The sequence below is a fragment of the Polynucleobacter sp. JS-Safj-400b-B2 genome (assembly GCF_018881975.1).
GTDB lineage: Bacteria > Pseudomonadota > Gammaproteobacteria > Burkholderiales > Burkholderiaceae > Polynucleobacter.
This window is the reverse complement of record NZ_JACVPJ010000002.1, coordinates 236,125-249,759: the sequence shown is the minus strand read 5'-3', so window position 1 is coordinate 249,759 and position 13,635 is coordinate 236,125. Positions and strand designations below refer to the sequence as shown.

Annotated in this window: 14 protein-coding genes and 1 tRNA gene; 12 read left to right on the top strand and 3 right to left on the bottom strand. The window is 43.7% G+C overall.

The window, feature by feature from the left end; translation table 11 throughout:
* Positions 1-189: 189 nt before the first annotated feature.
* From ICN48_RS03190 to ICN48_RS03170, 5 genes are all read left to right on the top strand, one after another.
* Positions 190-1,419 carry a porin gene (locus ICN48_RS03190; RefSeq protein ID WP_216152299.1) on the top strand — a complete coding sequence of 410 codons (1,230 nt, stop codon included), beginning with the start codon at positions 190-192 and terminating at the stop codon, positions 1,417-1,419.
* A 221-nt stretch (positions 1,420-1,640) separates the two neighbouring features.
* Positions 1,641-2,546, top strand: coding sequence for an amino acid ABC transporter substrate-binding protein (locus ICN48_RS03185; RefSeq protein ID WP_216152298.1), 906 nt, complete (start codon positions 1,641-1,643; stop codon positions 2,544-2,546).
* A 23-nt stretch (positions 2,547-2,569) separates the two neighbouring features.
* Positions 2,570-3,358 carry an amino acid ABC transporter permease gene (locus ICN48_RS03180; RefSeq protein ID WP_216152297.1) on the top strand — a complete coding sequence of 263 codons (789 nt, stop codon included), beginning with the start codon at positions 2,570-2,572 and terminating at the stop codon, positions 3,356-3,358.
* A gap of 23 nt (positions 3,359-3,381) precedes the next feature.
* Positions 3,382-4,050 carry an amino acid ABC transporter permease gene (locus ICN48_RS03175; RefSeq protein WP_215362491.1) on the top strand — a complete coding sequence of 223 codons (669 nt, stop codon included), beginning with the start codon at positions 3,382-3,384 and terminating at the stop codon, positions 4,048-4,050.
* Between the two features lie 34 nt (positions 4,051-4,084).
* Positions 4,085-4,819: an amino acid ABC transporter ATP-binding protein gene (locus ICN48_RS03170; protein WP_216152296.1), complete on the top strand. Its 735-nt coding sequence runs from the start codon at positions 4,085-4,087 to the stop codon at positions 4,817-4,819.
* A gap of 18 nt (positions 4,820-4,837) precedes the next feature.
* On the opposite strand, the gene ICN48_RS03165 is transcribed toward ICN48_RS03170, so the two are convergent.
* Genes ICN48_RS03165 through mscL form a run of 3 tightly spaced genes read right to left on the bottom strand, consistent with a single transcriptional unit; the run spans position 4,838 to position 8,691 of the window.
* Positions 4,838-6,025 carry a Do family serine endopeptidase gene (locus ICN48_RS03165; protein WP_216152295.1) on the bottom strand — a complete coding sequence of 396 codons (1,188 nt, stop codon included), beginning with the start codon at positions 6,023-6,025 and terminating at the stop codon, positions 4,838-4,840.
* A gap of 10 nt (positions 6,026-6,035) precedes the next feature.
* Complete coding sequence (locus tag ICN48_RS03160) at positions 6,036-8,267, bottom strand: glycosyltransferase family 41 protein (protein ID WP_216152294.1); 2,232 nt, start codon at positions 8,265-8,267, stop codon at positions 6,036-6,038.
* A gap of 1 nt (position 8,268) precedes the next feature.
* Positions 8,269-8,691 (bottom strand): large conductance mechanosensitive channel protein MscL, encoded by a 423-nt coding sequence (gene mscL, locus ICN48_RS03155; RefSeq protein ID WP_216152293.1) that lies wholly within the window; start codon positions 8,689-8,691, stop codon positions 8,269-8,271.
* 137 nt (positions 8,692-8,828) lie between these two features.
* Between mscL and petA the strand changes: the two genes are divergently transcribed.
* From petA to ICN48_RS03120, 7 genes are all read left to right on the top strand, one after another.
* Entirely contained in the window at positions 8,829-9,431 is a 603-nt protein-coding gene (gene petA / locus ICN48_RS03150) for a ubiquinol-cytochrome c reductase iron-sulfur subunit (protein WP_216152292.1), read from the top strand.
* A 10-nt stretch (positions 9,432-9,441) separates the two neighbouring features.
* Positions 9,442-10,842 carry a cytochrome bc complex cytochrome b subunit gene (locus tag ICN48_RS03145; RefSeq protein ID WP_216152291.1) on the top strand — a complete coding sequence of 467 codons (1,401 nt, stop codon included), beginning with the start codon at positions 9,442-9,444 and terminating at the stop codon, positions 10,840-10,842.
* A 31-nt stretch (positions 10,843-10,873) separates the two neighbouring features.
* Positions 10,874-11,647, top strand: coding sequence for a cytochrome c1 (locus ICN48_RS03140; protein ID WP_255539438.1), 774 nt, complete (start codon positions 10,874-10,876; stop codon positions 11,645-11,647).
* 98 nt (positions 11,648-11,745) lie between these two features.
* A complete protein-coding gene (locus tag ICN48_RS03135; RefSeq protein WP_216152290.1) occupies positions 11,746-12,357 on the top strand; it encodes a glutathione S-transferase N-terminal domain-containing protein in 612 nt (203 codons plus the stop codon).
* A gap of 29 nt (positions 12,358-12,386) precedes the next feature.
* Entirely contained in the window at positions 12,387-12,794 is a 408-nt protein-coding gene (locus ICN48_RS03130) for a ClpXP protease specificity-enhancing factor (RefSeq protein WP_216152289.1), read from the top strand.
* Between the two features lie 17 nt (positions 12,795-12,811).
* A tRNA-Thr gene (locus tag ICN48_RS03125) sits at positions 12,812-12,887 on the top strand.
* 81 nt (positions 12,888-12,968) lie between these two features.
* The gene (locus tag ICN48_RS03120; protein WP_216152288.1) at positions 12,969-13,634 is read left to right on the top strand and encodes a hypothetical protein; all 666 of its coding nucleotides are present in this window, start codon (positions 12,969-12,971) and stop codon (positions 13,632-13,634) included.
* Position 13,635: the final 1 nt, after the last annotated feature.

The following is a 13,635-nucleotide window of genomic DNA, read 5'->3' as shown; positions in this document are numbered from 1 at the left end:
GAGCCTATAAAAGACAGAAATCGATGGTCTTGTTGCCGAGATACAACGAAGAAAGCCAAAAAACTACCTTTTGACAAGCAAAAAGAACTCCTAAATACCCTGACCCCCGGTCTAGCGGGGCAAAAGAAGCAAAATTCATAGGTCCCAGTTTTATTTGGGCATTACTTTTAATTTTTGGAGATTTAAAGAATGAAAAAATCGCTATTAGCAGTTGCAGCTATCGGTGCATTTGCATCTGCTGCTCAAGCTCAGTCCAGCGTAACCGTTTACGGTATCTTGGACGTTGGTTACATCGGTGGTAACACACGTGTTCAAGACTCAGCAAAAGGAAATGCTACTGGTTACAACAACGGCACAACTAAAACAACAGTAAACCAATTCGGCCAAGGCGCTGAGCAAACTAACCGTTTGGGTTTCAAAGGTGTTGAAGATTTGGGCGGCGGCACATCAGCTTTCTTTACAGCTGAATTTGCATTAGCTCCACAAGACCAAACCTTGTCTGGCAATAAAAACGGTGGCTTGTCTAACCGTCAAACTTTTGTTGGTTTGAAAAAGAACGGTATTGGTCAAACAGCTATCGGTTTGCAATACACACCAATCTTTAATGCTGGTGCTGTAACTGATCCTGGTCAATACAACAACATGACTGGTAACGTAATTTATGCTGGTTCCACAGGTATTTCTGCTGCTAACGCTGGTACAAACAACGTTGGTTTCACAAACCGTACAGCCAATACTTTGTCTGTTAAGTCTGATAACTTTGCTGGTTTCACTGGTAGTGCAATCTACACATTGAACAACATAAATTCTACAGAAACTAGCTCTTCAATTCTGACTACTGGCGGTAATTTAAATGCAAGCGGTTGGGGTTTAGGTGCTGATTTTACATACCATAAGTTCTACATCACTGCTGCTTATCAGGCTTTCAAGCAATTGACAGTGGCCAATGGCGATCCAACTGCAACTGCTATTTGGACTAACGCTCAAGCCAACGGCGCAACTGCTTCTAACCTTGCAAGTGCGCAAAACGTACAAGACAACCAGTTCTATGCTGGTACAACTTATGACTTCGGTATCTTGAAGGCATATGCACAGTATGTAAGCCGTAAAGCAACTTCAACAATCACTACAAACTACTACCTCAAGCGTTCTGCTGAGCAGATCGGTGTTCGTAGTTACATCACTCCAACTGTAGAAGCTTGGGCTTCTGCTGGTTTGGGTCGTTACACATCGTTTGGTACAAACCAACCAACAGCTAACTTTAACGGCTGGCAGTTAGGTTCTAACTACTACCTCAGCAAGCGTACAAACTTGTATGCTATCTATGGTCAGCATTTGACATCTACAGCTGCTGCTGGCTCTACCACAACTGGTGGTGGTACAAGCAACTACGCTATTGGTGTACGTCACACTTTCTAATTTAAGGCTAGCGTAAGCTAGTTTTAATTAGAATTAAAAACCACCCTTCGGGGTGGTTTTTTATGCCCTTACGAATAGGTTTACCTAACGGGGTTATACGGCCTTTGCTTATTTCCCTTAGGTATTCCATTGATTGCGGTTTAGATATGGAAAAGTGTATTATCAAATTTATTAATGATTTTGCGATAACCGCTAAATTTTGATTAACAAAAGGATATTCAATGAAACTCAAATCTTTGGCATATTTGTCAGTGGCAATGTTTGTTGTATCAGCAAATGTAATGGCGGCATCCCCAACGTTGGACAAAATTAAATCAAGCGGTGCCGTGACAATGGGCGTTCGCGAATCTTCCATTCCAATGTCCTACACCACAGGCGATAGCCGCTTTGACGGCTACCATGTTGAAATCTGCCGTATGATTCTGGGCGATATTAAAGATAAGCTGGGCATGAGTACCCTTCGCATTAATTACCAGCCAGTAACATCTCAAAATCGCGTTCCCTTGGTACAAAACGGTACCGTTGATATCGAGTGCGGGACAACAACTAATAATGTAAGCCGAGCCAAAGATGTTGGTTTTGCCAATACGCTTTATGTTGAAGAGGTTCGCATTGCTGTTAAGGCAAACTCCGGCATTACTTCAATCGCCCAACTTAATGGCAAGAAGGTAGCAACCACTACTGGAACTACTTCTGTGCAACTGTTGCGTAAAAATGAAAAGGCAACTGGCGTCAATTTTGATGAAGTATTTGGTAAAGACCATGCTGACAGCTTCTTGCTCTTGGAATCTGGTCGTGCTGATGCTTTTGTAATGGATGGATCTATTTTGGCGGGTAATATTGCCAACTCAAAGAATCCAAAAGATTTCAAAATTGTTGGTGAAGTACTCAGTACAGAGCCAATTGCAATCATGGTCTGCAAGGATGATCCAGAATTTAAAGCTGCTGTAAATGCTGCGATCGCTAAGATTGTTGCTAACGGCAAAATGCCTGGTTTATGGAACAAGTGGTTCTTATCACCAATTCCACCTAAGAATATTGTGGTTGGTCTCGAGCTTTCTCCAGCAACTAAAAATGCTTGGGCAAACTTGAATGACAAACCCGCGGAAGACTACAACAAGAAATAATCTAATAAAAATAAGTTTCTACTATGTCATTAGATTTAGGTGTCTTTTGTAAGAGCACCTTAGATGGAGAAGTGGTTGAGCACTGCTTCTCCTCACTATTTGGACTTGGGAAAAACGCTGACCCTAGTTATTTAGATTGGCTTTTTAAAGCATGGGGCTGGACACTGGCCGTTTCATGCTTAGCTTTATTGATCGCCTTGGTTTTGGGTGTCGTGATGGGTACGCTTCGCACTTTGCCGAATAACGGTAGGCTTAGTAGATCGCTTGTATGGCTATCAACCACCTGGGTTGAGTTGTTTAGAAATATCCCTGTATTGGTTCAAGTATTTCTTTGGTATCACGTCATTCCTGCCTTTGTTTTGCCCTTGAAGGCTCTACCTTCCTATTGGCTCGTTAGTATTGCGCTTGGATTTTTTACCTCATCACGTATTGCTGAACAGGTAAGGGCGGGAATTCATTCTCTTCCTAGCGGGCAACGAGCAGCCGCTACAGCGCTAGGACTGACTACACCGCAAACCTATCGTTACGTTATTTTGCCGATGGCCTTACGTATTGTGCTGCCTCCGCTTACATCGGAGAGTATGAATATTATTAAGAACTCTTCCGTCGCTTTCGCGGTGTCCGTGCCAGAGCTCACCTTATTTGCGATGCAGGCGCAAGAAGAAACATCGCGCGGAGTTGAGATTTACTTAGCGGTAACGCTTTTGTATGCTCTTTCAGCTTTCTCCGTAAATCGTGTGATGTCTTATATAGAAAAACGCACCAGAATTCCTGGTTTTATTGCCCCGAGTAACGATACGGGAGCTCATTGAATGCTTCTAATATGGGTGGCAATATGCTGAGTTTAGATTTAAGTTTTTACAACTGGGAACTCTTCACCAATTACATTCTGAAGGGCCTTCTTTTCAGTGTTCAGCTGACAGTAATCGCTACTGTTGGCGGAATCATTGCGGGAACATTTCTGGCCTTAATGCGACTTTCTGGAAAGCCGGCGTTAGTTTATCCCGCGACTTTTTATGTCAACGTCATGCGATCCATTCCACTGGTAATGGTCATTCTTTGGTTCTTCTTGCTCATTCCGATGCTGATAGGTAGACCGATCGGAGCAGATTTATCGGCAACTATTACTTTTATTGCCTTTGAGGCGGCCTTTTTCTCGGAGATTGTGAGAGCAGGAATTCAGTCAGTACCCAAAGGCCAAACTTACGCAGGTGAAGCACTTGGAATGACTTATGGTCAGAATATGAGGCTAGTGGTTCTGCCTCAAGCTTTCCGCAACATGATCCCAGTCTTTATGACGCAGACTATCATTTTGTTTCAGGACACCTCTTTGGTCTATGCAATCGGAGCCTATGACCTATTGAAAGGTTTCGAGATTGCAGGTAAGAACTACGGACGTCCGATAGAAACATATTTATTGGCAGCTGTAACCTATTTCCTGATTTGCTTCTCGCTGTCAAAAGTAGTGCGTCTTATTCAGGCCAAAGTGGCGATCATTCGCTAATCTTGTTAATCGAATGCTAAACAAATAATTCATCATGATAGAACTTAGAAACGTTTCTAAATGGTACGGCTCTTTCCAAGTGCTTACGGACTGCTCTACCTCAATTAAAAAAGGTGAGGTGGTTGTTATTTGTGGACCTTCTGGTTCTGGAAAATCCACCCTCATTAAAACCATCAATGCGCTTGAACCTTTCCAAGCTGGGGAGATTTCGGTTGATGGCATTGATTTGCATGATCCTAAAACAAATTTACCTAAATTGCGTTCTAGGGTTGGCATGGTGTTTCAGCACTTTGAGCTTTTCCCGCACCTCAGTATCACTGAAAATCTCACCCTTGCACAAATGAAGGTATTGGGTCGCTCCGCCGCTGATGCCAATGCGCATGGCTTAAAGTACCTAGAGCGGGTTGGTTTGATCGCTCAAAAAGATAAATTTCCTGGTCAGTTATCAGGAGGGCAACAACAACGGGTTGCAATCGCTAGAGCGCTCAGTATGGACCCAATCGTGATGCTCTTTGATGAGCCTACATCTGCGCTAGACCCAGAGATGGTCGGAGAAGTTTTGGATGTAATGATCAAGCTTGCTAATGAAGGTATGACGATGTGTTGCGTTACCCACGAGATGGGCTTTGCAAGAAAAGTGAGTCATCGCGTGATCTTTATGGATCAAGGCCATATTGTTGAAGACTGCAGCAAGGCGGAGTTTTTTGATAATCCTGAAGCTCGCTCCCCAAGGGCTAAAGACTTCCTATCAAAGATTCTCGCTAATTAATATTTCAGATTAACGAATTTAATTCGCTTGTTGCTTGGGTTTAGGGCGCTTGCCGACTTGAGCCGTTAATTCTAATTCTTTGCCTTTTCGCAAAATAGTGAGTTTTGCTTGGTTGCCAGGACTGATTTGAGCAACCTGATTAAGGAGTCCGCGGACATCTTTAGTGGGGTTGCCATTCACGGCAATCAAAACATCGCCCGGTTTTACGCCGCCACGTGCGGCAGGACCACCCTCAAGAACGCCTGATAAGAGAACGCCATCCGTATTGGCAGGCAACCCTAGAGACTCTGAGAGCTCTTTTGAGAGGTTTTGTGGCTCTACCCCAATCCAACCCCTGGTGACACTGCCATTGGCCAGAATAGACTCCATAACCTGCTTAGCCAGATTGACTGGAATTGCAAATCCGATGCCCATCGATCCACCGTTATTTGAGTAAATAGCGGTGTTAATTCCAATCAGGTTGCCGCGAGTATCAATCAGCGCGCCTCCAGAGTTACCCGGATTAATAGCCGCATCTGTTTGGATGAAATTCTCAAAAGTGTTGATACCTACATGATCCCTACCTAATGCAGAAACTATTCCCGAGGTCACAGTTTGACCAACGCCAAACGGATTGCCAATTGCAAGAACAACATCGCCCACACGCACCGATTCAACTTTCCCAAAAGTGATTGGGGTAGGCAATTGTTTTGCTTCAATTTTTAATACTGCAATATCCGTTTCTGGATCGCTACCAATCACTTTCGCCTTTACCTTGCGACCATCAGATAAAGCGACGTCAATATCATCCGCATCGCTAATCACGTGATGGTTGGTCAAAATATAGCCTTCGGGGCTGACTAAAACTCCAGACCCTAAACTCGAGCTTGGCTCTTCTTCTGGAGGCTGGTCCCCAAAAAAGAATTTAAATAAGGGATCTGCAGAATTTGGTCCACCACCCTTGCGAGTCTTCGGTTTGGCAGAAACTTTGCTAGTGAAGATATTGACTACTGCAGGCATAGAGCGCTTAACGGCTTCATGATATGAGCCTGGACTGAGTTGGCCGTCGTAATTACTTTCTTTTAATGAAACAGTTTCTGCCAAAGAGCCAATCTTTGAAGCTGAAAGCCACTCTGGCTTTAAGGTAGCAACGATAAATAAGGCTGCCAGCAAGATGGTGACAGCTTGCGCAAATAAGAGCCAGTATTTTTGAAGGGGTGAGTTCATTGAGCGTGCTTTATTTTTGAGTCTGTTGAATCAGAAAAGTTTCTAATGCTTTGATGGGCTCTAGGTCGTTAAACAAAATGTCTTTAGATTGTGCAATCTTATCTCTATACGTGTTTAGTCGTTCTCGATTCTGAAGCAACTCCACGGCTAAATTTATATAGGCATTATTGGTTTGGCATACCAAATCTTCAAGCCCAATGCAATTCAGAATTGCGCTAGCCAAGCGCCCCCGCATTCTTGCGCCCTCGATAGTGATAATGGGCAGGTCACATGCAATTGCCTGCATAGCAGTATTGAATCCTGAAAACCCAATGGTATCTAGGTATAGATCTGCTTTTTGCATCAGCCCATGAAACTCTTCTTTTTTGAGAAAGGGGATAAAGTGTAAAAATTGTTTGGCATCAAGTTGCGCATTTGAAAATGCAAGTTGAAGGCGCTCCTTCAAGATGGCAGTGAGAGTTTCATCAAAGTTAAAGAAGATGAATTGGCACTGACCAACCCGTTTTGCGATTTCTACAAATACAAAATCATCTTTTGGGTTGTATTTAGAGGGCGATCCAGCGCATAGCAGGATAGGCAGTGAGGGGTCTATGCCAAGAGCAGCAAGATTTGGGGTGATTGGCTTAACGAACTCATTCTCAAAATACGTTCCCAGATTTGGGAGTCGAATTAATTGTTCGCTATAAAAATGCTCTCCACCATTAGGCTCTAGCATCTGCCCTGACAGATAAAAGTCAATCGTCTCAAGACCAGTCGTTTCAGGATGTCCCCAGCTTACTGCCTGCACTGGCGCTAAACGCAAGCATGCGAGGGCCTTGCTGGTTGTATCCATAGCAATTTCTGGGTAGAGCAATAGATCAAGATTTTGTGCAATGATAGTTTGGGCGGTGCGCTCAATAGAGTTGGTGCAATTGATATAGCTTGTTGCTTTTAATTTGGCTAACTCAGTTTCTGTATCTTCTAGACCATTGGTATTAAAGAGATTAATTTCAAATTGATCTGGATTGAGGTGGTTTACCCATCCTTTTATGATGGCGTGCCATACAGGATGGTTGCAGAAAAAATGGCTCACAATGCCGATGCGTATTTTGTTTTTTGAACCCGGAGCCTGTGCACTGCTTCTTAGGCGATCCTGAATAGCTAAAGCTTGCTTAGAGCAAAGTGCCCCATATTGAGAGAGCAGGGGCTCGTTATTTTCGTCTTGGTAGGCAAGATAAAAAGGGTGGCGCTTTACGATATTGAAGATTTCATCAGGGTTGGAGCTTTGATGACTATTGGCTTTTAGGTGCTCAAGCTGATTGGAAAAAGAGGCTCTAGAGTCCCTTAATTCCTGTACATTTTTGTAGACCTTTGGAATTTGGGCAATCGTTAAGGCAAATTGAGTTGCTAAATTAGAGGGATCTAGAGTTAAAGATTTTGCGTGATACGTTTTTGCTAAATCGCAATCACCGGTGTCGTAGTAAATCTCGCCGAGTAGAAAAAAAGTTTTTGCATGCTCAGGATTTATTGTAAGTGCGTGTTGATAGCAATCAATAGAGGAACTAATCTGCTTAGCTTTCTTTAAGCTATTTCCAAAATTTAAACACGCATCTAAATATCTGCTGTTAATTTGTAATGCACGCTCGAAGCACTGAAAAGCATCTTCGTAAGCATTTAATTGAGTGAGAGCATTGCCAAGATTATTGTAAGCAGTTGCTAGGTTTGGGCTGGCCTCAATCGCTTTCTCAAAAAGAGCAATTGCTTTTTCCGGATTACCCTCTTCCAAAAGAATGACGCCTTGATTGCTTAATGCTTCGCCATAGCTAGGGCGCAATGCGAGGGCTTGCTGGTAGGAGCTTACAGCCTCTTGGTTTCTATTTAAACCTTTTAAAGCGTTGCCACGATTATTGTGCGCCTCTGGAATATTCGGATTGCTGACAATAGCTAAATCAAAGCACTCGAGTGCTGATTGAAAATCAAAAATTGCATTGTGCACAAGCCCAAGATTACTTAAAGTTTGTGCTGAATTTGGCGCAATATGATTTGCGCTATTTAAAAAGTTCAGCGCATTTTGAGGCTCATTTTTTTGATATGAACGAATACCCAACAGATTTAATGCATCAATATTTTCTGTATCGAGTAAGTGGGCCTCCAGAAAAAGTTTATCTGCTTCTTCTGGATTTCCTTGTTGCAGCAATCTCAAGCCATTTTGAAAAATGAGTTGAGATTGCTCCCGTGCTGACTGATGAGAATTGTTAGACAAATTATTTTTTTAGGCTATCACGAATCTCGCGAAGCAAAACCACATCTTCGGGAACGGGGGGAGGGGGCGGGACATCCATCAGGCGGATCTTATTAACTACTTTGACCATTTGGAAGATGACAAAGGCCAGAAGGACGAAGTTAATGGAGATGGTGATGAAGTTGCCATAGGCAAAAATGGGTACCCCAGCCTTTTTGAGGGCGTCAAAGGTTCTAGGCACCCCTTCTGGAACATGGCCTAGAACGATAAAAAGGTTGGTAAAGTCAATATGACCCCCTAAAAGGGTCGAAATAACGGGCATAACGATGTCATTTACCAGGGAATCCACGATTTTTCCAAAAGCGCCGCCAATAATGACGCCGACCGCCAAATCGATCACATTACCCTTAACGGCAAAGTCCCGAAACTCCTTTAAAACGCTCATAAATGCCCTCCTTTGAATTTAGATACCGATTAACCCAAGATTAACCCCATAACTTTCTTGCTTACCCTACTTTTTACTTTAAAATCCTACCTTTAAGCAATTTCCACCCATAAATACCCTTTCTAGGAATTTTGTAAATGAGTGACAAGCCCTGTATGGACAAGGATCGCCGTAACTGGTTGATCGCCACATCGGCGGTTGGAGGCGTAGGAGCAGCCGCAGCCCTTTACCCTTTTATTGACAGTTTTGAGCCTTCTGAGCGTGCAAAAGCCGCTGGAGCAGCTGTTGAAATTGATATCACTGGCATGCAGCCAGATGAAATGAAAATGGTTGAGTGGCGCGGTAAGCCGGTTTGGGTAGTTCGTCGCACGCCTGAACAGGTTGCTGAGTTATCAAAAATTGACAACGAATTGGCCGACCCAAATTCGTTGCGTGATCCATCACAATTTACGCCTCCCTATGCCCAGAACCAGTGGCGCTCAATTAAACCCGAGTATCTCGTAGTGGTTGGCATCTGCACGCATTTAGGTTGCTCGCCAACACCAAAATTTGAAGCCGGTGCTCAACCTTCCTTGCCAAATACTTGGCCAGGCGGCTTCCTTTGCCCATGTCATGGTTCTACATTTGACATGGCAGGTCGTGTGTTTAAGAACAAACCAGCCCCAGATAATCTTGAAGTGCCGCCGCATATGTATTTGAGCGACACCAAGATTCTGATCGGCGATGATAAGAAGGCCTAAGGAGAGATAAATGGCATTCCAAGAAAAACAAGTCCCAGCAGACGCCTCCGCAGCCCAAAAGCTAATGGCTTGGGTTGACTCACGTCTACCCGTAACTGAAGCATTTAAGCGTCATATGAGTGAGTATTACGCGCCGAAGAATTTAAATTTCTTCTATATTTTTGGCGCATTGGCTATCGTAGTTTTGGTTAACCAGATACTTACCGGTATTTTCCTAACCATGAACTACAAGCCTGATGCTGCAAAGGCTTTTGAGTCAGTTGAATACATCATGCGCGAAGTTCCATGGGGTTGGGTGATTCGCTACATGCATTCCACTGGAGCATCGATGTTCTTTGTGGTGGTGTATATGCATATGTTCCGTGGTTTGATCTACGGCTCTTATCGCAAGCCACGTGAATTGATTTGGATTTTCGGTTGCGCAATTTTCTTGTGCTTAATGGGCGAGGCGTTCTTCGGTTACTTGCTCCCATGGGGCCAGATGTCTTACTGGGGTGCCCAAGTCATTGTGAACTTGTTCTCTGCAATCCCATTCATTGGTCCTGACTTATCTTTATGGTTGCGTGGTGACTATGTTGTGGGCGATGCAACTTTGAACCGCTTCTTTGCATTCCACGTTATTGCAATTCCATTGGTATTGGTTGGTTTGGTAGCAGCTCATATTTTGGCCCTCCATGAAGTTGGCTCAAACAATCCTGATGGCGTTGAAATTAAAGAGAACTTGGACGCAAATGGTCATCCAGTTGATGGCATTCCATTCCACCCTTTTTACTCAGTCCATGATGTGATGTATCTGGGTGGGTTCTTGATGATCTTTGCTTGCATCGTGTTCTTTGCTCCAGAGATGGGCGGTTATTTCCTTGAGGCAAATAACTTTATCCCTGCAAATCCGTTCGTAACGCCAACACACATTGCCCCAGTTTGGTATTTCACGCCGTTCTATTCAATGTTGCGTGCAACTACAACTAACTTCTTATTGCCTTTATGGATCTTCCTTGCAGTCATTCTCGGAATGTTTGCTCTGAAGAGTAAAGATCTGAAGGTTAAGGGTGCATGCGCTGCAATCGCTTTGGTATTAGCTGGTGGCTTCTTCTTATTTGACGCTAAGTTTTGGGGTGTTGTGATCATGGGTGGCTCTGTTGTGATCCTATTCTTCTTGCCTTGGCTTGATCATTCGCCAGTGAAATCCATTCGCTATCGCCCACAGTTCCATAAATATATTTATGGCGTGTTTGTGGTGAGCTTTGTGATCTTGGGTTACTTAGGCATTCAGCCACCTTCACCAGTATTTGAAAAGATTTCTCAGGTATGCACTATTTATTATCTGGGCTTCTTCTTGGCAATGCCGTTCTGGAGCACGCTTGGTAAATTCAAGCCAGTTCCAACGCGCGTTACTTTTGAGTCCCATTAATTCAGATACCACAGAGAAACTAGGAACTAGTATGAAACGAATTCTGCAAACTTTGATGGGCGTCTGCCAAGCAACAGTATTGGTTGCTGCCCTGGGCTTTGGCATTAGTGCCAAAGCAAATGAAGGTGGCTTCCCTTTAGATCAAGCCCCTAATCGCGTTAGCAACAATGCCTCATTGCAAAACGGTGCAAAGCTGTTTGTGAACTACTGCTTGAACTGCCATGCAGCCGCAAGCATGCGTTACAACCGTTTGCGCGATATTGGCTTGACTGATCAACAAATCAAAGACAACCTCATTTTGACTGATGCCAAAGTGGGCGACTTGATGACCATCTCGATGACACCAAAAGAAGCTAAAGCCTGGTTTGGTAAGACTCCACCCGACTTATCGGTCGAGGCGCGCGCCCGCGGAGCGGACTGGCTCTACACCTACTTCCGTACTTTCTACAAAGATGACACGACTCAAACTGGTTGGAATAATTTAGTTTATCCAAACGTTGGTATGCCACACGTACTCTGGCAGTTGCAGGGCGAGCGAGCCGCCAAATTTGAGGAGCGTAAAGATCCTCATGACGAAGGCAGAATGGAGAAAGTATTTGTAGGTTTTGAGCAGTTAACCCCAGGCACTATGAAGACAGAAGAGTACGACGACAACATCGCCGACTTAGTTGCTTTCCTGTCATGGATGGCTGAGCCAGTACAGTTGGAGCGTAAGCGTCTTGGCGTGGTGGTGCTCTTGTTCTTGGCTATCTTCACCCTCTTGGCCTGGCGCTTGAATAAAGCCTATTGGAAAGACGTTCACTAATAAGATTTGATGGGTCCTGATGTTAGGACCCTTGGTGAAATGATTTAACGCTGTTGTGCGTTTGTTGTATTGAAGTAGAAATTTAAGGAAATAAATTTATGATGGTGTTGTACTCGGGTACTAATTGCCCATTCTCGCAACGCTGCCGTTTGGTGCTTTTTGAAAAAGGCATGGATTTTGAAATCCGCGATGTCGACTTGTTCAATAAGGGTGAAGACATTTCAGTCATGAACCCATATGGCCAAGTTCCTATTTTGGTTGAGCGCGATTTAATTTTGTATGAGTCAAACATCATCAATGAATACATTGATGAGCGTTTCCCTCACCCACAGTTAATGCCGCCCGATCCAGTGGCTCGTGCACGCGCACGCCTCTTCCTCTTCAACTTTGAGAAAGAGTTATTTGTACACGTTGCTGCATTGGAAAACGAAAAAGGCAAAGCTGCTGAAAAGGTTCATGAAAAAGCGCGTTTAGCAATTCGTGACCGCTTGACTCAGCTCGCACCTATTTTTGTAAAAAATAAGTACATGCTTGGCGACGAATTCTCCATGTTGGATGTTGCTATTGCGCCTTTGTTGTGGCGTCTTGAGCACTATGGCATTGATCTTTCTCGCAATGCCGCTGCTCTCCTGAAATACGCTGAGCGTATTTTCAGTAGACCTGCTTACATTGAGGCTTTGACACCCTCTGAGAAGGTAATGCGCCGCTAAGCTTTCCTAGCGGTTCATTATTGGTCAGTATGTCTGACGTTCCAAGCAACAAACCCTACCTAATCCGTGCCCTACACCAGTGGTGCACGGATTTTGGTTTTACGCCTTTCGTAGCGGTTTTCGTAGACGCTAGAGTAGAGGTCCCGATGGAGTTTGTGAAGAACGACGAGATTGTTTTGAATCTCTCTTTAGAGGCTTGCCATCAGCTACAGATGGAAAACGACTGGATAAGCTTTCAGGCAAGATTTGGCGGCGTTCCTCGGAAAATTATGGTCCCAGTTAGCCATGTTCTTGCTATCTATGCCAGGGAGAATGGCCAAGGCATGTCCTTCCCGTTTGATCCAGCCCAGGCCAGAGATATTCATATTGCTGACTCAACAGATGAGGCCTCTGAAAAGCCAAAAACCACAAGACCCTCCTTGAAGATTGTGAAATAGGTTAAAATATTATTCGTGCCCCTTTAGCTCATCTGGTAGAGCAACTGATTTGTAATCAGTAGGTGGTCTGTTCGAGTCGGACAAGGGGCACCAAATATCTTTATTTGAATTATTTGAAGACAACGCTCAAATAATTTTGGTGAAAACATCCTTTCTCCATCATTAAGCTCCCCAATGAAAAATAATGAGTTCTGGGTATTTTTTGATAGCATCGCTGCTCCTCAATTAGCTCATCGAGAAAAAACATTTCGAAAAATTTTTGAATATCTAGATTCAATTCATGGACCAATAGTCATAGTTGAAACTGGATGCGCGCGACTCGCAAATAATTGGGCCGGCGATGGTCAAAGTACTGTGATGTTTGACAAATACATTGCGACCCGTGATACCGAATCCGTATGCTATACGGTAGATATCAACCCGCAATCGGTTGCAGCATGCAAAAATTTGGTAAGTAAAAGGGTATCTGTAAATCAGGATGATAGCGTTCATTATTTGACTGGGCTTAATAGGCACTTTACTGCTGAGAATAAGACTATTAATTTCCTTTATCTAGATTCTTTTGATTTAGATATGCAGTATTGGTTCCCTTCTTCTGCACATCATTTAAAAGAAATGCTAGCAATTTTCCCTTGTGTGGATGAGAAGACTTTGGTTGTAGTTGATGACTGCCCTCTAAATGTAAATTTTTTACCCGGTGAAAATCAGCAAGTATCATTTTTAACGAGCCCTGAAATTGGTGGTAAAGGTCGTTTAGTGGCTGAGTTTGCTAGTGCCGCAGAAGCTACTTTGCTATTTGCAGAATATCAAGCTGGGTGGGTGGGTTTTAATAAACAATAAG